Genomic DNA, 17899 nt, shown 5'->3' with positions numbered 1-17899 from the left:
AGAAATCGCGCATTTATCTTCAAGGTTTTACCAGCCGTGTGTTCTGTTTGCGCCAAAGCAGATTGGTACATGACCTCGGCAGATTGAAGGGCTTGATATGGAAGAGAAAAAAAGAGTGACCTTTGACGACATTGCCAGATATACCAATTTTTCCAAGACAACCATATCCAGATATTTTAACGACCCGGATTCTTTGACGGAGAAAAGCCAGCAGATCATTTCCGATGCACTGGAGAAGCTGGATTACCATGAGAACCGGGTGGCCCGCATTCTGGCCATGGGAAAGACGGAATTCATCGGCGTCATCGTCCCTGAGTTTTACCACCGCTTTTATTCAGAGGTGCTCAACCAGATTCTGGCCACTTACGAGACCTTTGGCTATAAATTCCTGGTGTTTATCGGCAACAATAATAAGGAGAGCGAGCGCCGGTACATCAAAGAGCTGCTCTCCTATCAGATCGAGGGCATGATTGTATTGAGCCACACTCTCTCCTCCCAGGAGTTGGCCCAGTTTCAGATCCCGGTGGTGGCCATCGAGCGGGAGGACCAGTTCGTGTGCAGCGTGAATACCGACAATGAGGCGGGAGGACGGCAGGCGGCTGCCCTGCTGGAGGAGCAGCAGTGTGATATTCTGATCCATATCAACTCCCCTACAGATCCCCGCATCCCTGCCTACGGGCGCATCCGGGGGTTTGAGGATTATTGCCAGACCAACGGTCTGGCTCATGAGGTGATTCTGCGGGAGCTGGACCGGTCCTATGAGGAGGACCAGGCCATCCTGCAGGATATTTTGAGGGAATGGGACAAGAAATATGCCCGCAAGAAAATCGGTGTGTTTATGGCCAACGATACTACGGCCAACACCCTGCTGAACCTGATTATCCGGCGGTATGGTTATCTGCCCAAGGAGTATTGCATCGTTGGGTTTGATAACTCGCCCACGTCCAGAGAGGCCATTATTCCGCTCAGTACAGTTGGGCAGCAGGTGGACCGGCTGGCCCATGAGGCGGTCCAGCTGTTGGTGGACCAAATCAAGGTCCGCAAACAGGGAAAGCCGCTGGCGGAGTCGGCCCCCGTCCATAAAATTGTCCCTCCTGTCCTGTTCCGGCGGGCCACCGCTGGAGGCGTGGATGTGATTTGAGGGCTGAACGATAAAAAACCGGCGGACTGCTGTTACAGCAGTCCGCCGGTTTTTTATCGCACGTTCTGGCCGGAACTTCCGGGGCGGCAAGAGACAGTCAAAATGTTCCGCTGAATGAAGGGAAAGGAATGGAAGCAGCAGACGAAGAGGGACTGTCTGACATTTGCAGCAGCGGGGAGACAGCTCCGGGGCACAGCGTCAATATTCCATGACGATATTGCCTTCCAGATCGACGATCACACGTTGTTCATCCTGGGTTTCCGCCTTGGCATAGCCGTCGGAATAATAGGCGCTCACATCCTGGATACCCTTGTCGTAGGGGACATACAGGATCTCCATATCCTCATTGACAGCAACAGTGGCGTAGTCCTCAGTGCCGCCAATGCCGGTGATGTTGCCCTGATCATCCTTGAGGACGGGCGCCGGACCCACATAGACCCCGTTCTTGATGGCCAGGGAGCCGTCCATGTGGGAGTGCTCGTAGGCGTCGGTGGGGAAGAAGGTCTCGCCCTCGGCGTTGATGAAGTTGAAGTCGGTACCGCCCCGACTGGAGAGGTGAGAGGAGACCTCCACCCAGTCGGTGTTGTTGAAGTTGCTGGTGATGGTGGAATAGTGGCTGTCGGCTACATCAAAAACCACGTTGCCGCTCTTGTCGATGAGCTGGTTTTCCACCACCGCGATGCCGTTGTCGGCGAAGGGACCGCCCCGGGAGCTCAGGCCCCGAATGACGATATTGCCTTCCACATCCATGTAGCCGTACTCAGAGTACCCCTTCGGGGTGTTCTTGAAATCAAAACTCACCATGCCATTGGATACCTGGACCAGATAGTAGTCCTCCTGGGGTTCAATGACATACTCAAACTGATCGTTGATGACGGCCTTGTTGTCCACCACAGCGTAACCGTCGTCGGAAAAGGCGGTGAAGCTCTCTTCCTCCCGAGGCTCAAAGACGATCTCCCCGTCCTCCAGGTAGAAGTAGCCGGTGCCCAGTTTGGTGCCGTCGGCCTCACATACCGTCCCCACGGCGATGCCGTTGGCGGAGAAGGCCAGCTCGTCAAAAAAGCGCATGAAGATATAGTCCGAGACAAAGTTGCCCTCCCGGTCAATGAGGCGGAACTCGTCGCTGTTGCTGCCGGTGCGGACAAAGGCGGTGCCGTTGACTTGGAAATCACGGGCAAAGGTATACTGAGGCTCGATTACCCATGTCCCCTGGGGATTTTTGTAGCCGTATTTTCCTGTCTCGCTGTCCTTGGCGGGGGTCATGCCGTACTGGAACAGGGCGTCGGGATCGTAGGTGTCGGTGTAGGAGGCGTTGCCGCCGGCCGGCTCCGATCCACCGGCGGAGCCGGAGGGGGACTGGCCGGAGGACTGTCCGCAGGCGGAGGCCAGCAGAAGCAGGCTGCTCAGCGCTGTCAGTGCAAAAATTTTTCCGGTTGTGCGCTTCATAGTGTCAGATCTCCTTTTCAGATAGGGTGGCTTATTCGAGAAATTGGGGCAGCTTTTTCAGGGCTCGCTGGGCCCGTTTTTTGACCCGCTCGTAGTCGATATTCAAGCGGATGGCGATTTCTCTGATGGTGTGTCCTTCAAAGTATTTCAGCTGCAAGATCTCTCGGTCCAGTTCGGGAAGCCGGGCCAGCGCCTGACGGAAGTGCTCCTGTTGTTCCCAGACTGCGATGGGATCATCAGGCGGGTCTGCCGACTGTGCTGCCAGCCATTGCTGCTGATTTTGCCTCCAGCGCCGAATGGCTTTGCGCTCGGAGATGGCCGTCAGATAGGCTCGCAGACTTCCTTTTTCCGGATCGAACTGCTTTCTTTGCAGATAAAAGTCAGAAAAGGTATCCTGCACGCAAATATGAATATCCTCGTCGCAATCCAGCTTTTGAGCGGCGGCAAAGCGAACCGGCTCCCCGTAGCGCTTCCACAGCAGGTCCATACCTGCAGTGGGATCAGCATCCAACAGTTCCAGCAGCTGTCGATCGTCCAAGTGTGTCCCTCCCTTCCACATACTAATTGCAGGCAAAAGGGAAAAAGGGGACAGCTGGACAAAAGATTGGGAAAAAATCCGCCTCCTTCCAATGGGGAAGGAGGCGGATTTGATAGAGGTACTATGGAATGGTGACGGGGATATCGAAGGGGTGGTTCCAGCGTAAGACAGGATCGGTAAAGGTAAGATCTGTGGCATAGAGGCCGGGTGCGTGGCGCAGCAGCAGGCTGGTCAGCCGGGGTTCACCCTCCTCAAAGACATATTGTCGCTCGCAGGCGCCGGAAAAGTAGGCCTCGTCGGTCAAAAAGAGCTGAAGACCCACATCTACCAGGGTATAGTCCTCCATGCCGGAGTGGAGGGAGAGGTCCAGCCGGGACACCAGAGGGGCCTCCTGGGGCTGGTTAATCCCGCCGGAGGGGTAAGTGATGACGGCGGCGGCAAACTGCTCCAGAATCGCCGGGTCGGTCCCTATCCCGGTGATGGATGACAGCTCGATCCGGCCTGAGAAGCAGGTATAGACCGGTCCCACAGGCAGAACCTGTCCCTGCTGCTGGGGCAGGGGAATGGCCATATGCCAGCTTTCCGGCGCCGTCAGGTAGAGGTAGGGGACATGGAGGGTGTAATCCCCGGCGGGGATGTCTCCAAAACTCCAGTCACTGGCGTTATTCTGCCGTCCGGGCTGATATTCTCCCTCATATACGGTGCCGTCGGCGGCCGTCAGGGTAATGGGCGCGTCCGTGGCGCCCAGAGCAGTCAATGGGCTGCGGGTCAGCGTGCTGGTGGGAATCATATATTTGTCGGAGGAGGCGGGGGACAAATTAAGAATCACTGCGCCGTCGGTCCGGCGTGGCGTGGCGGTAAGGCTGTAGTTTCCCGATGTGCCGGTATAGGAAGGCCGCTCCGGCTCGGGCTGTACCGTCATGGAAATGGTGAAGGGGTGGTTCCAGCGGTAACAGAGTTTTTCCGCAGGCAGAGAGAGGGTGGCCTGATCCAGCCCGTTCAGTGTGCCTACCACATAGCCTCGGAACTGGGTATATTGCCCGTCCGAATCATAGACCGGCTCTGTCCATAGACCGGCCTCCACATTGTGGTAGGTCGTATTGTTCAGTATCACAGTGCCGGCCCCGTCCTCCAATACCGGAATGGCTGCCGGGACACGCTCCGGGTCCTCTCCCTCCCAGGTGGCCTCCATAGCCCACCAGGTGTAGCCAGCCTCGTCATAGGAGTGGGAAATGGTGCTACAGTAGGCGGTGACGTCGTCAATGGGGAAGGGGCGATCCAGGGTCAGCGTGCCGCCGGGCAGGGAGAGGGAGACCGGTGCTCCGTCAGAAGCAGAGAGGGACAGCTGTACCGTGGGGGAGTCTGTACCGGCGGCTGGATATTGATAGACATAGGGGACGTTGAGCACATAATCCCCCGGCTCAGCAGGGCCGAAATACCAGTTCAGATAGGTATCGCCATTGAAGGGAGAATAGGAGGTGGGCTCGCCCTCCAGTACGGTGCCGTCCGGCGCGGTGACGGTGATGGGCAGTTGAGGTCCTCCGTAGTGGCTCCAGATCCCTTTGGTCAGGGAGGGAGAGGTGTTGAACGGGCCGGTGTTCAGCGGATGGATGGAGACCACCAGCTCCCCATTTTCAAGCCGGGGCACCGCCAGCAGGCCGCCGTCGGCCTCAGTCACCGAGTAGAATCCGGCCTGCTCCAGGGCAGTTTCCTCCGCGGCCACCAGGGTGATGGGTAGGTCGGTACCATCCAGGGTCAGAATCAGCTCCAGGGAGGAGGCGGAGGACTGCGGCAGATCTCCCTCATAGATCAGCCGCAGGGAGTAAGCTCCGAGAACGTCCAGCCCGTTCTGGCTGATGGAGATGGGCTGGAGGTTATCCAGGCCGCTGAGAGAGATATCCAGAGGCGTGAGGTAGGGACTGGTTTGGCCGTACAGGCTCAGATCGGCCAGGAAGGAGCCGTTCTGCCAATAGGCGTCCTCCAGATGGATCTCGTACAGCTCACCCTGAATGACAGCGCTTTGCTCCAGAATGTAGGTGCCGGCCTGAGGATCGGAGTCCACGCCGTAACCGGGTACAAAGCCGAAGTGGCGCAGGATCATGTAGGCGCAGGCAGCCAGCGCGGCCAGGATGAGGGCCACCAGCAGACCCAGGGACAGCGCCCGCAGCAGCTTTTTCAGACTGCGCTGCTGCCGCTTTTTCACCGTCTCATAGGGCAGGCCCAGGGAGGCGGCGATCTCACGGGCCGTCAGTCCGCCGTAATATTTCAGGCGGATGATCTGTTGGTCTACCGGGTCCAGCGCCGACAGGGCCCGCTCCAGTTCATCCTGCTGTTCCAAATGGGCGAAGGGGTCCGTTACTTCCTCCGGCTGTGGTGAGGAGGAACGTTCCCAACGGCAATTTTCCTGGTGCCGGCGTATGGCACACCGCCGGGCGATGACGGCCAGGTATCCTTTCAGGGTGCCCTTGCTGGGATCAAAGTGGTCCCTCTGTAAGTAGAATTCCGAGAAGGTCTCGTTGACACACTCCTTGATGTCTTCGGCACTTTGAAGATAAGTGCGGCACACCGACCAAAGCAGGCCGCTGTACCCTTCGATCAAGTCCGCCATGCCCTGTTCCGGATCCCGGTCCAGAAGGGCCAGCAGCTTCCGGTCCTGCTCCATGAACACATCGCCCCTTTTCATGAGAAGCTTTATTTATGTATTATCTCATAAGCTGGAAAATGGGACAAGTGCTGGAAATCAGAGTGCAAAAAATAAAAAGACCTGCCATCCGCAAAATGCGGACGGCAGGTCTTTTTAGAAAGCTTACAGATAGCTCTTCAGCTTCTCCACCATGTCGGTGTGCTCCCAGGGCAGATCGATGTCGGTACGGCCGAAGTGACCGTAAGCGGCAGTCTGCTCGTAGATGGGACGGCGCAGGTCCAGCTTCTCGATGATCTTGGCCGGACGCATATCAAAGCACTCGTTGACGATAGCGGACAGCTTCTCCTCGGAGAGGACGCCGGTGCCGTAGGTGTCTACCAGCACGCTGACGGGGTGAGCCACGCCGATGGCGTAGGCCAGCTCGATCTGGCACTTGCGGCACAGGCCGGCAGCCACCAGGTTCTTGGCGATGTAGCGGGCCATGTAGGCAGCGGAGCGGTCCACCTTGGTGGGGTCCTTGCCGGAGAAGCAGCCGCCGCCGTGGGCAGCGGAACCGCCGTAGGTGTCCACGATGATCTTACGGCCGGTGAGGCCGGTGTCGCCCACAGGGCCGCCCACCACGAAGCGGCCGGTGGGGTTGACGTAGAACTTGGTGTCCTTGGTGATGTACTGAGCGGGGATGATGGGCTTGATGATTTCCTCCACCACGGCCTCACGCAGGTCCTTCAGAGCGATATCGGGGTCGTGCTGGGTGGAGACCACGATGGCGGGGCAGGAGAGCACCTTGCCGTTGTCGTCGTACTCCACGGTGACCTGGCTCTTGCCGTCGGGGCGGAGCCACTTCAGCTTGCCGGCCTTGCGCACATCGGTGAGCTGGCGGGACAGCTTGTGGGCCATGGAGATGGGGGCGGGCATCAGCTCGGGGGTCTCGTCGCAGGCGTAGCCAAACATCATGCCCTGGTCACCGGCGCCGATAAGGTCGGCCTCGTCGGTGCCGCCCTCCTGGTGCTCAAAGGACTGGTTGACGCCCATGGCGATGTCGGGGGACTGCTCGTCAATGGCAGTCATGACCGCGCAGGAGCGATAGTCAAAGCCGTAGGCGGGATCGGTGTAACCGATGCGCTGCACGGTGCGGCGGACGATGGAGGGAATGTCGGTGTAGTGGCTGGTGGTGATCTCGCCCATTACGGTGACGATGCCGGTGGTGGTGAAGGTCTCACAGGCCACATGGGCGGTGGGGTCGGCGGCCAGGATGTCGTCCAGGACAGCGTCGGAGATCTGGTCGCACACTTTGTCGGGGTGACCCTCGGTAACGGACTCCGAGGTAAACAGACGGTTTGCCATTGGTAATTACCTTCCTTTCTAAGCTGGAGCAAAAACGCGCTCCGCCGGACGGCGGAGCGCATTGGGCTCTTCCATCCTCATCTTTCGATTTCCTCGCCGGATTTGGCACCTTGCAGCAAAGCAGGTTGCCGGGCTTCATCGGGCCGTTCCCTCCACCACTCTCGATAAGGCTATTCAATTGACTGTGGGTATTTTATCGACTTTTTCCCACTTTTTCAATAGACAAAAACCGGGCTTTGTATAGAGTTAGAAGAACTTGCTTCCTCAGGCCTTCCAGCCGTTGAGGTAGTCCACCTGCTCCGGAGTGAGCTTGTCGATGGCAAAACCCATGGCGGCCAGCTTGACCCGGCCGATCTCGTCATCGATCTCGGCGGGCACCTGATAGAGCTTCTTCTCCAGGCTATCCTGATGCTTGAGCAGCCACTCCAGAGCCAGAGCCTGGACGGAGAAGGACATATCCATGATCTCGGCGGGGTGGCCGTTGCCGGCAGCCAGATTGACCAGGCGGCCCTCGCCGATGACGTTGAGCACCCGGCCGTCGGGCAGGGTGAAGCCCTCAATGTTATCCCGGCGGAGTTCACGCTTGACAGCCATTTCGGCCAGGCTCTTCACGTCTACCTCGCAGTCGAAGTGACCGGCGTTGGTGAGGATGGCGTTGTGCTTCATAACGGCAAAGTGGCGGGGAGTGATGACGTCCTTGCAGCCGGTGACGGTGACAAAGATATCGCCGTACTTGGCGGCCTCGTCCATGGGCATGACACGGAAACCGTTCATGGTGGCGTCCAGTGCCTTGAAGGGGTCCACCTCGGTGACGATCACGTTGGCGCCCATGCCGCTGGCACGCATGGCCACGCCCTTGCCGCACCAGCCGTAGCCGGCCACCACCACGGTCTTGCCGGCCACCACCAGGTTGGAGGTGTGCATAATGGCGTCCCACACGGACTGACCGGTGCCGTACTTGTTGTCATAGTAGTGCTTGGCCTTGGCGTCGTTGACCGCCATCATGGGGCAGGGCAGGATGCCCTCCCGCTCCCGGGCCTTGAGACGCAGAATGCCGGTGGTGGTCTCTTCGCAGCCGCCGATGAGGTTTTCGCCCAGATCGGCGCACTTGCCGCCCAGCAGATCCACCAGATCGCCGCCGTCATCGATGATGAGATGAGGCTTGAACTTCAGGGTCTCAATGAGCAGATGCTCATAGTCCTCGCCCATAGCGCCGTGGATGCCGAAGGTCTCTACGCCCATATCGGCCAGACCGGCGGCTACGTCGTCCTGAGTGGACAGGGGGTTGGAGCCGGTCAGATGTACCTGAGCGCCGCCCTTGGCCAGCACATAGCCCAGATTGGCAGTTTTGGCCTCCAGATGGACGGATACGGCCACCCGCAGACCGGCAAAGGGCTTCTCCTTTTCAAAACGGGCTTCGATGCCGCCCAGAGCGGGCATGAAGTCCCGCACCCAGTTGATTTTGCGGCGTCCAGAGGGGGCCAGGGAAGGATCTTTTACAATACTCATGTCATTAACCTCCTTGGGGGGCCGCTGAGGGGCTGGGCCCGTCCCAGAAATCAAGGGTAAGCAGGGGCTTGGTTTTCCGGAAAGCCTGGACCCGCTGGTGCAGGTCCAGCAGCTGCGCCTGGGTGGGTGAGGTGGGCCCGCCGTAAGCGGGACAGGTAAAGAACCAGCAGAACTTGGCTCCGCTGCCAATGATCCGGTCATAGTACTCCTCAGTGGCTACCCGGTCCGCATTTTCCGCCGTACAGCGGCAGGCTACGCCAAAGGGGAGCCTGTGCGTCCGCAGCAGTACGGAGGCACGCTCGGCGTCCAGCGGGTCCACATCCACCTGAATGGCAGGGAAGAGGTTGCGTACCCGCAGCAGATCCTCGCACAGGGAGGGGGTAATGGAGGCGGGCGGTGTAAACACGGCGAATACACAGTCGGTGTGCTTGTTGCACAGAGCGATGATCTCCTCCTGACGGGCCAGGGGATTGCCGCCGTTGAAAATAAACAGATGACAGCCTCTGGCCTTACGGGCCTCCAGCTCCTCATCCAAACTGTCAAACTCCATGGAGGGCCGTACGCCGAAGATGGATGCGCCGCAGCCGGCACAGTTCATGGCGCAGGGGAAGGACGGGTCGATGATAACGGACCAGGGGGCCTCGTCCTGTCCCAGAGCGCCGGCTTCCTTTTTGCCGGGCCACTCCAGCAGGCCCCCGTGAATGATAAAGTTCTCAAAGATCTTTTTCAGAATACTGCTGTCAATATCGGTATACATACTGCGGATCAACTGATGCCAGTTGTTGTCCGGATCGGTCATTGCCTGGTGGAACAGCGACTGGTAAGGGGGAGAGAGATGTACCCCCGCGTATCTGTCCAGCCACTCCATCAGCTTGGGGAGGTTGGCGTCCGGGTCGCGATCCAGATAATCCAGGGCCTTGGAGATGCCGAATGCCTTGAGCCGGGCCGGAATGCTCATTGATGTATACCCTCCTTTCGCCCTGTAGTAAGAAGAAGGCCCGTCCCCCCAAAAGGGCAGGGGACAGCCTGTCCATAATAATCTATAGCATATCATACCGGTTTGACGTCCGCAATGCCATAGACAAAATGGGAATCCTGTCAATATTTCCGACAGAAGGAGCGGAATGTCTATGAAAGCAGCGGATTTCCATTCTGACGATATACAACAGCCCATTCCTGTGGTATACTAAATAGAATCATTACGGATAGCCTGCAAACGAGGAGTGAGCCTATGCGCACCGGTCTCATCACATTCCATTTTGCTCATCACTACGGCGCTCAGCTCCAGGCCCTGGCCACGATGAAGGCCATTCAGCGCCTGGGGCATGAGTGCCAGATCATTGATTACCGCCTGCCCCATACCACCCGCACCAATCAGCTGTTCAAGAAGAGCACCTCTGTGCGGGATATGGCGTCAGACGCCCATACCGCCCTCCATTACGCCGCCTTCCAGCGCCGGTTCCAGCGCTTTGAGGCCTTTGTGGCGGAGGAGATGGAGCTGTCTCCCCAGCGGTATACCGATTTCAGACAACTTCAGGACGCGCCCCCGGCCTACGATGTCTATGTGTCGGGCAGCGATCAGATCTGGAATCCTTACATTTTCCAGACCAAGCAGTTTGACCCCGCCTTCCTGCTGGACTTTGTGCAGGAGGGCCGCCGCATTGCCTATGCCCCCAGCCTGGGCGTGCCCCAGCTGCCGGAGGACAAGGCTGCGGAGCTGAAGCGCTTTCTGGCGCCCTTTTCCGCCCTGTCGGTCCGTGAGAAGCGGGGCCAGGTGCTGGTACGTCAGGCAGCCGGCCGGGAGGCCCGGGTAGTGCTGGACCCCACCCTGCTGCTGAACGGCGAGGACTGGGGCAAGCTGGCCGCGGCCCCCAGACACCAGGGGCCTTACATCCTGTGTTACTTTGTCTCCGATCCCGGAGAGGCGGCCCCTTATGCCCAGGCGCTGTCCAGACAGACGGGGTGGCCCATCGTCCAGCTGGCGGGAGCCCGCCGGAAGATCGACGGAGCCAAGGAGATCGTCTTTGACGCCGGCCCCCGGGAGTTCCTGGGCCTGTTCCAGCACGCCGCCGCAGTGGTGACCAACTCCTTCCACGGGGCGGCCTTCTCCCTCCAGTTCAAGAAGGATTTCTTCACCTCCATGTCCCCCAAGGAGCGGCGGGAGCCCACCTTCTCCCGGATCTACAGCCTGCTCTCCCGGCTGGGGTGCGCCGACCGCATCATCGGTCTGGATACCACTGTGCCCATCGACGCCAAGATGGACTATGACCAGGTTTATGAAAAGCTGGAGGCTGCCCGGGCGGACTCCCTGGCCTATCTGAAAGCGGCGGTGGAGGGCACCGCCCTGCCGGAGGAAATGGGCACGGCCCAGGAGCAGGCTAAGCCCAACCTGTGCAAGGCGGAGGACTGCACCGGCTGCACCGCCTGTGCCGCTGTCTGCCCGGTTGGGGCCATTGAGATGAAACCCGACCATGAGGGCTTCCTGCGGCCTGTGGTGGGGGAGAAGTGCATCCTCTGCCGCAAGTGTGAAAACGCCTGTCCCGCCCTGACTGAGCCGGTAAAGGGCCCCGATCCCAACTGCGCCCACGGGGTGTGGAACAAAAATGACGAGGTGCGCTCGGGCAGCTCCTCCGGCGGTGTATTCTCTCTGCTGGCCGGCCATGTGCTGGACCAGGGAGGCGTGGTGTACGGCGCTGCCTTTGACGGCTACATGGCGGCGCGCCATACCTGTGCCGCCTCCATGGAGGAAGTGGCCGCCATGCGGGGCTCCAAGTATGTTCAGAGCGATCTTGGGGAAACCTTCCATCAGGTGAAAGAGCAGCTGGAGGCGGGTAAGCCGGTGCTCTTTACCGGCCTTGCCTGTCAGGTGGACGGCCTGAAGCACTACCTGGGCCGGGACTACGACAACCTGCTCACCTGCGATCTGGTGTGTAACGGCGTACCCTCTCCGGCGGTATTCCAGGCCTATCTGAAAAAGCTGGGGATGGAGCACGGCGCGCCGGTCACCGGGCTGCGGTTCCGGGACAAGGCCCACGGCTGGTCCCACTCCCATATGACGGTCCGCTTTGCCGACGGAGGCAGCACCACGATCCCCCTCCACCGTACCACCTTCGGCCGGGGCTTCGGGATGCAGCTCTTCCTGCGTCCGGTGTGTGCCAAGTGCCGGTATACCAGCGTCAGCCGTCCGGCGGACTTGACTTTGGGTGACTTCTGGGGTCTTGACCCCAAGCTGAAGCTGCCCACCGACCGGGAGAAGGGTGTTTCTCTGGTGCTGGTCAACAGCGCCAAGGGACAGAAGGTCTTTGACGCCCTGGCGGACAAGCTGGGCCAGGTGGAGCGGCCTCTGGCCGAGGCTGTGGCGGGCAATCCCCGGCTGGCCTATCCTCTGACCCACAACGCCAAGCGTGGGGCCTTCTTCGCTGCCTTTGCCGCCATGCCCTTTGAGCAGGTGGAGCAGAAATACCTGACCCCGCCTCCGCTGCCTTACCGGGCGGCAGCTAAGGTGCTCACCCCCAAGATGAAAGAGAAGATCCGCAAGATCCTGAAATAACGGATGGAAAGTTTACAAATTGTTTGGGAATTTTCTCCCATGCCCTGATACACTGGGCACACATGGAAGCGGGGCGGTGGAGCCGCCCCTCGGGAGGTAATGATTTTTGAGTGTGATACAACGCTGGCTGGACCGGTTCTGCTATAAGCATCCCCGGTTCGGTATCCCCAACCTGATGCTGGTGGTGGTCATCGGCAATGTTCTGGTGTGGCTGCTGGATCAGTTCAGTCAGGGCTTTTCCCTGTCGTCCGCCCTGTGCTTTGCGCCCTACTATATCATCCACAAAGGCGAGATCTGGCGGTTGCTCACCTTTATCTTTGTGCCTACGACCAGTAATCTCTTTTTCCTGGCCATCTCCCTGTATTTCTACTACTGGATCGGCTCCATCCTGGAGCGGCAGTGGGGCGTGACCAAGTTTACGGTGTTCTACCTGCTTGGGGTGGTGCTTAACATTATTGCGGGCTTCCTGGTCTATCTGTTCATCCCTCTGCCCGTGGAGACCGCCACCATGCACTATGTCAACCTGTCTATGTTCTTCTCCTTTGCCACCCTGTACGGGGAAATGCAGGTACTGCTTTTCTTCGTGATTCCGGTAAAGGTCAAATGGCTGGCCTGGCTGGACGCCGCTCTCTTTGCCTACGACATCATTTACAACCTGGTGCAGCTCCCCACGGTCGGGATGTTTGCACTGGCGGGCATCGTGGCTCCCATCGTGGCTATCCTCAACTACCTGATCTTCTTCTGGGATGACCTGATGGCCAGCCTGGGCCGGGTAAAGCGGCAGACGGCCCACCGCCACTCCCGCCAGACCGTCAACTTCAAGCAGGCTACCAAGCACGCCCAGCAAACCAAGGGTTATATTCACAAGTGCGCCGTCTGCGGCAAGACCGACACCGACTACCCCGACGAGGAGTTCCGGTACTGCTCCAAGTGCAACGGCTACTACTGCTACTGTTCGGAGCACATTCACAACCACGTTCACATCGAATAAAAGATACCAAAAGCGCCCCCATCGGAACCTTCCGATGGGGGCGCTTTCTTGTGTGGTGTTACCGTTTGCTCAGCCGGAGTACCAGGGCGGTGCGGTCGTCCGCCGCGCCGGCCTGCTGTTCGCTCTCGTCTATGAGTTCTTGGGCCAGATCCCGGGGGCTCTGGCCGTCAAAGGCGGACAGCTTGTCCCGTACCCACTGGTCTGGCTGTCCGCCGGTGACTCCGTCGCTGATAAGCAGTACGCAGTCTCCCGCCTCCAGCTTTAGGTGGGTCACGTCGGGGGCGCCTCCCTCGCCCCCCGCCAGCCCGGCGGGGAGGGCGCAGCCGGTAACCCGGCTGACGGCGGTCCCTTTTTTTACATAGCTGGGGGCCGCGCCGTATTTGTAGATGTCGCCTTCGCCGGTGAAAAGATCCACCCGCAAAAGGTCGATGGTGGTGAAGCCGATTTCATCCTCACCCCGGAGGGCCAGGGCGGAGCTGAGAGTCCGCAGGGCATTTTCCGGCCGCACGCCCGCCCGGAGGAACTGCTCCAGCAGCCGCACCGCCAGGGTGCTCTCCCGCTGGGCCAGCCGTCCCGAGCCCATGCCGTCGCACAGCAGCACATAGAGGGCGCCGTCGTCGTGTTTAAACCAGGCCCCCGTATCACCCGACACGGTCTGCCCGTCCTTCTTTCGGGCGGCCACCCCGGCCACCGCCATCAGCGGCTCGCTTTGCACCAGCACCAGCCTGTCCCGGCGGCCCTCCTCCACCAGCCGGAGGGGGAAGTTCATCAGCTTGGCCAGCTTGTCCACCTGGCTGCTCTGCCGCAGGGGAGAGAGACCGGCCCCCTCCAGCTCTACCCGTAAGTGGCCCGCTTCGTCGTAATACACGGCCAGCTCGCACTCCACCCCCTGGGCGGTGAGATACTGCCGCAGCCGCTTTTCCCGCACCGGGTCGGGGATCAGCTCGGCGCTCAGCTCCGCCGCCGCCGTGCCCAGCACCTCAGCCAGCTCGCCGTACTGCCGGCAGACCGCCGCCCGATTCTCCCGCAGACGGCTCTGGTACTGCCGCCGGTAGAGCAGTCCTGCCAGCTCCTCGTTGACGGAAGTGAGGAAGTCGGCAAACTTCATGCAGCGGTTGGAGAAATAAGCGGGGAAGTCGCCCCCCTCGCCCCGGCCCCGCTCCAGCATGGCGGGCAGGGCGTCGTTGAGGGCGTTGTAGGTGGACACATAATCCCGCTGCCAGCAGGAGGTCTGGAGCGGGCAGCGCTTGCACACCCGGTCCGCCGCCCGGTCAAAGATAGCGGCAGTGTCGTTATCGTTGGGGCGTCCGGTGTGGAGGGTACCCCGCATGGATTCGTACAGACTCTTGAAGGCGGCGGCGGTGTCCTCCATCCGGCCCTTTACATAGGCCATGGCTCGCTCCTGAGTGCCGTGCTTGGGCTCCCGGGCCACCAGGGCGCCCACCTGCCGCAGCAGCTTGTCCGGCAGCAGGAGAAAGACCACCGAGGCGGCAAACACCTCGTAGAGCAGAGGAATGTGTAGCCCGTCCTTCCAGGTCCACAGTACCGCCAGAGCGTTGGACAGCACATAGGCCAGGGTGGCGGCCAGTTTGCCCTGGCGGTGGAACACACCGGTCATCACCCCGGACAGGGCGTAGGCCATGGCGTAAAAGGGCATCCCGCCGGTGGACAGGTCCATACCCAGACCAACCGCCACGCCGACGGTGGCTCCGATGCTGACGCCTCCCTTGTAGGCCACCGCCATCACCGCCACCGCGGCAGCAAAGCGGCCTACCGACAGATCCCCCAGCAGGGTCAGCTTGGACAGGGTGAGCAGCAGGGTTCCCAACAGCAGCAGCAGGCTGATGGTCTGCCGGGCGGTCAGTCCCTCTTCCTCACGCTTTTCGGTCCAGGGGGTGAAGGCAATGCGGTAGAAGTATACCGACGCCCCACACAACAGCAGTTCAGTGCCGAAGAAGATCAAACTTTCCGGCGTCCAGCCTTGGTCGGACAGGTAGATGAAGCCGGTAACCCCGTCGATGGCGGCGGCGGCCAGCGGCATAAACCAGCTTTTCCGGTAGGCCCCTACGTCAAAGAAGGCGAAGGCCACCGAAAAGACCAGCACACAGGCCGCTGCGTACCGCAGGCCCTCCACAAAGCCCTCCATGGTCAGGTAGCCGAAGCAGGCCCCCAGCAGGGCGCAGAAGCCGTCCAGGCCGGAGCCGGAGGCGCCCACCAGTCCCAGTCCGAAGGGGGCATAGCCCCCGAAGATCTCCGCCCCCGCCAGCAGGGCCCCCAGCAAAAAGCGGATGACGCACTCGGCAAAGCGCACCAGCGCCGGGGCACGGAATACCACCTTTCCCGTCTCCCGGGCCTCCTCCCGCAGCCGCGCCGCCTTGGTTTTCAGCTTCTCTTTTGTTGCCATGGTCCCTGTCTCCTTTGCTTTGGGGCGTATTTGCCCTTCCGGTATCAGAGACAGTGTAACCCATAAACTGGAAAAATATGGTCGCAATAAGGCGGCGTGTGATGCGTGGGTTATATGAAGGCTTTTTCTTCTATGTTTACTTAATCCTGTGGGACTCCCTGGGATTGCTTTATTAGGGGAATTGTGCTATATTGTAGTCACTCTAGGCCGGACGGCACCAGTGTCCATGCAAAAAAAGAAAGGATGTCAGCTATGAAAACCCGCTGCAAGCGATTGCTTTCCGTCTGCCTTGCGATTCTCCTCAGCAGCACACTTTTCCTGACGAGCGCCTCCGCAGCTCAGGGCCTGTCCAATTTTACCGCTGTATCTACCTATCAGAGCGGCCTTTTCACTGACGTCAGGGATTCCGACTGGTTTTCCTCCAGTGTTGAGACGGCATATGAGCTGGGTCTGATGAAAGGCGTGGGTGCCTCCTCCTTTTTGCCGGGCGGCACCATGACACTGGGAGAAGCGGTGGCTCTGGCCGCTCGGCTTCACAGCATCTACTACACCGGCACGGAGGCCTTCCGTCAGAGTTCGCCCTGGTATCAGGTCTATGTGGACTATGCTCTGGAGCAGGATATCCTGCCCCGGGATTACTCCGACTATACTGCACAGGCCACCCGGGAGACCTGCGCGGTGCTGTTTTCCCGCGCCCTGCCTGCCTCTGCCTTCCCTGCCATTAATACCATTGCTGACGGCAGCCTCAGCGACGTAGTCTCCTCCAAGGATGAGATCTATCTCCTCTATCGGGCCGGGATCCTGACCGGGAACGACGCCTACGGCACCTTCGCCCCCAACTCCACCATTACCAGAAGCGAGGTAGCGGCTTTGGTTTCCCGTATCGCCGTTCCCTCCCAACGCAAGCATATTCAGCTGCAGACCCGTCCTTCCGCAGGCTCCGGTAACGGTAAGGAACTGATCTCCAGCCCTCTGAGTCAGAATGCCTCTGCCCCGGAAGGGGCCTGGATCCAGGATTTTGCCGACTACTGCAACGGCGCCTTCTCGTACGAAGAGCCTTCGGAGAACAATGGCTTTGTGGTACGCTCCTTCAAAGGCGAACCGGAAGACATGGACGTGGTGCAGGCCTATATAGAGCTGCTCTGCCAGCAAGGCTTCCAGGTAGTGGACAGCTATGACCGCAGTTACTCCAGGGAGCGATTCTTCTCTTGGGGGCTGGACTATACCGGGCCAAATGCCGATGCGCTCTCCACGATGAACATCCAGTATCTGGATGACGATTCTTCTTGCAACCTGTGCGTGTGGGGTACCGTCACCTCCTCCCGGATCAAGGTGAAGATTTATGTGCCCCGGCAGATCTCCATTGCTGACGCCGGCTTGCGCTATGGAAGCCAGAACGTGTCGGTGCAGCCTTCCGGTCCCTCCGCCTCCGCCGGGCTCTACCGCCTGGCTGACGGCAGCTATGAGACCACCGACGGCCGTCTCCGCACTACCTCGGGCCGCGCCATGATACTTCGGGATGGCGCTCGGCTGACCGGCAACGTATCTTTCGTCTCCTCGGAGACACGGGACGAGCTGTGGGTAGAGGACTACTACCGCAATGAAAAGGTCTATTTTACCGCTCCGGCGGGTCAGATGATCTCCGGCGACCAGTATACCCAGCGGGAGCTGGAACGGGAGGGAAAAGGTATTCTGCTTCCCGGTACGCTGGATGAGGGATTTCTTACCGGTATCGACTGGGGCACCATCCTGGGCGTCCTTCACAGCGGGGCGTGGACCACCCCGCTCTACGATAACGCCTCCACCCTGCGGGAAGCAACTGTTCGGGTCCTCTATTTGGACCGGAGCGGCGATGCGGTCTTCTATGTGTACGCCCGCTTTGACACCGCACCCTATGAGCTGGAACTTTTGGCCGCTGCTCCGGTAAGCCGGGAGAACCCGTCGGAGGGGGAACGTGTCCAGATGCGTCGTGGAGAGAGCCAGGCGCTCTCTTTCAATAATCGGGAGTTCCTACCCGCCTATGAAACCTATTCCTGGGAGATCCTCTCTGGAGATACCCTTATCTCCCTGACCAACACCAGCAGCCAAACCTGTACCGTGCGTGCCCTGGCCAGTGGGGTGGCACGGGTTCAGGTCACATATACCTATGGAGCCCGTGAGCCTGACGTGCTTACCGGGATCGACCGTACCGTTTCCAGGACCAAAACCTCCGTATATGTGATAGAGATTTCCTGAGATGACCAAAGAGTGGGGCCGAAAGGACAAAAGAGGCAGGCCCTGTAACAACAGACTGAGACAAAAGACCCCCTGATGTAGGAAACAGACTACATCA

11 protein-coding genes and 1 riboswitch are annotated in these 17899 nt (G+C 59.8%); of the genes, 4 read left to right on the top strand and 7 right to left on the bottom strand.

Features of this window, described 5'->3' with window-relative positions:
• Positions 1 to 97: 97 nt before the first annotated feature.
• Positions 98 to 1141: a LacI family DNA-binding transcriptional regulator gene (locus tag B5F94_RS04075; protein ID WP_087188257.1), complete on the top strand. Its 1044-nt coding sequence runs from the start codon at positions 98 to 100 to the stop codon at positions 1139 to 1141.
• Positions 1142 to 1339: 198 nt separating this feature from the next.
• On the opposite strand, the gene B5F94_RS04070 is transcribed toward B5F94_RS04075, so the two are convergent.
• The 6 genes from B5F94_RS04070 to B5F94_RS04045 all read right to left on the bottom strand — a co-directional run bounded on the left by B5F94_RS04070 (position 1340) and on the right by B5F94_RS04045 (position 9580).
• Entirely contained in the window at positions 1340 to 2587 is a 1248-nt protein-coding gene (locus B5F94_RS04070) for a WG repeat-containing protein (RefSeq protein ID WP_087327971.1), read from the bottom strand.
• Positions 2588 to 2618: 31 nt separating this feature from the next.
• Positions 2619 to 3125, bottom strand: coding sequence for an RNA polymerase sigma factor (locus B5F94_RS04065; protein WP_158100253.1), 507 nt, complete (start codon positions 3123 to 3125; stop codon positions 2619 to 2621).
• 121 nt (positions 3126 to 3246) lie between these two features.
• On the bottom strand, positions 3247 to 5787 hold the full coding sequence (locus tag B5F94_RS04060) for an RNA polymerase sigma factor (protein ID WP_158100252.1): 2541 nt from the start codon (positions 5785 to 5787) through the stop codon (positions 3247 to 3249).
• A gap of 144 nt (positions 5788 to 5931) precedes the next feature.
• Complete coding sequence (metK, locus tag B5F94_RS04055; RefSeq protein ID WP_087268823.1) at positions 5932 to 7113, bottom strand: methionine adenosyltransferase; 1182 nt, start codon at positions 7111 to 7113, stop codon at positions 5932 to 5934.
• Between the two features lie 74 nt (positions 7114 to 7187).
• Positions 7188 to 7284: riboswitch (SAM riboswitch) on the bottom strand.
• Between the two features lie 93 nt (positions 7285 to 7377).
• Positions 7378 to 8622 carry an adenosylhomocysteinase gene (locus B5F94_RS04050; RefSeq protein WP_087327962.1) on the bottom strand — a complete coding sequence of 415 codons (1245 nt, stop codon included), beginning with the start codon at positions 8620 to 8622 and terminating at the stop codon, positions 7378 to 7380.
• A gap of 4 nt (positions 8623 to 8626) precedes the next feature.
• Positions 8627 to 9580, bottom strand: a complete 954-nt coding sequence (locus tag B5F94_RS04045) for a radical SAM protein (protein WP_087327959.1) — start codon at positions 9578 to 9580, stop codon at positions 8627 to 8629.
• Between the two features lie 273 nt (positions 9581 to 9853).
• Here B5F94_RS04045 and B5F94_RS04040 point away from each other — a divergent pair, with 273 nt between their 5' ends.
• Complete coding sequence (locus B5F94_RS04040) at positions 9854 to 12172, top strand: polysaccharide pyruvyl transferase family protein (RefSeq protein ID WP_087327957.1); 2319 nt, start codon at positions 9854 to 9856, stop codon at positions 12170 to 12172.
• A gap of 112 nt (positions 12173 to 12284) precedes the next feature.
• Positions 12285 to 13163: a rhomboid family intramembrane serine protease gene (locus B5F94_RS04035; RefSeq protein WP_242958717.1), complete on the top strand. Its 879-nt coding sequence runs from the start codon at positions 12285 to 12287 to the stop codon at positions 13161 to 13163.
• A 58-nt stretch (positions 13164 to 13221) separates the two neighbouring features.
• Here B5F94_RS04035 and B5F94_RS04030 read toward each other — a convergent pair whose 3' ends face one another.
• Positions 13222 to 15567 (bottom strand): SpoIIE family protein phosphatase, encoded by a 2346-nt coding sequence (locus B5F94_RS04030; RefSeq protein ID WP_087327954.1) that lies wholly within the window; start codon positions 15565 to 15567, stop codon positions 13222 to 13224.
• A gap of 252 nt (positions 15568 to 15819) precedes the next feature.
• Between B5F94_RS04030 and B5F94_RS04025 the strand changes: the two genes are divergently transcribed.
• On the top strand, positions 15820 to 17802 hold the full coding sequence (locus B5F94_RS04025; protein WP_158100251.1) for an S-layer homology domain-containing protein: 1983 nt from the start codon (positions 15820 to 15822) through the stop codon (positions 17800 to 17802).
• Positions 17803 to 17899 lie beyond the last annotated feature (97 nt).

The organism is Flavonifractor sp. An4 (genome assembly GCF_002161755.1).
Taxonomy (GTDB): Bacteria; Bacillota; Clostridia; order Oscillospirales; family Oscillospiraceae; genus Flavonifractor; species Flavonifractor avicola.
Note: the sequence above shows the minus strand (reverse complement) of the source record. Positions and strands in the feature narration are given on the sequence as shown.

What these genes read in the sequence shown, in the direction of transcription:
- metK (WP_087268823.1), bottom strand. Translation starts at nt 7,113, where the DNA reads ATGGCAAACCGTCTGTTTACCTCGGAGTCCGTTACCGAGGGTCACCCC.
- B5F94_RS04075 (WP_087188257.1), top strand. Translation starts at nt 98, where the DNA reads ATGGAAGAGAAAAAAAGAGTGACCTTTGACGACATTGCCAGATATACC.
- B5F94_RS04045 (WP_087327959.1), bottom strand. Translation starts at nt 9,580, where the DNA reads ATGAGCATTCCGGCCCGGCTCAAGGCATTCGGCATCTCCAAGGCCCTG.
- B5F94_RS04025 (WP_158100251.1), top strand. Translation starts at nt 15,820, where the DNA reads ATGAAAACCCGCTGCAAGCGATTGCTTTCCGTCTGCCTTGCGATTCTC.
- B5F94_RS04040 (WP_087327957.1), top strand. Translation starts at nt 9,854, where the DNA reads ATGCGCACCGGTCTCATCACATTCCATTTTGCTCATCACTACGGCGCT.
- B5F94_RS04060 (WP_158100252.1), bottom strand. Translation starts at nt 5,787, where the DNA reads ATGGAGCAGGACCGGAAGCTGCTGGCCCTTCTGGACCGGGATCCGGAA.
- B5F94_RS04030 (WP_087327954.1), bottom strand. Translation starts at nt 15,567, where the DNA reads ATGGCAACAAAAGAGAAGCTGAAAACCAAGGCGGCGCGGCTGCGGGAG.
- B5F94_RS04050 (WP_087327962.1), bottom strand. Translation starts at nt 8,622, where the DNA reads ATGAGTATTGTAAAAGATCCTTCCCTGGCCCCCTCTGGACGCCGCAAA.
- B5F94_RS04070 (WP_087327971.1), bottom strand. Translation starts at nt 2,587, where the DNA reads ATGAAGCGCACAACCGGAAAAATTTTTGCACTGACAGCGCTGAGCAGC.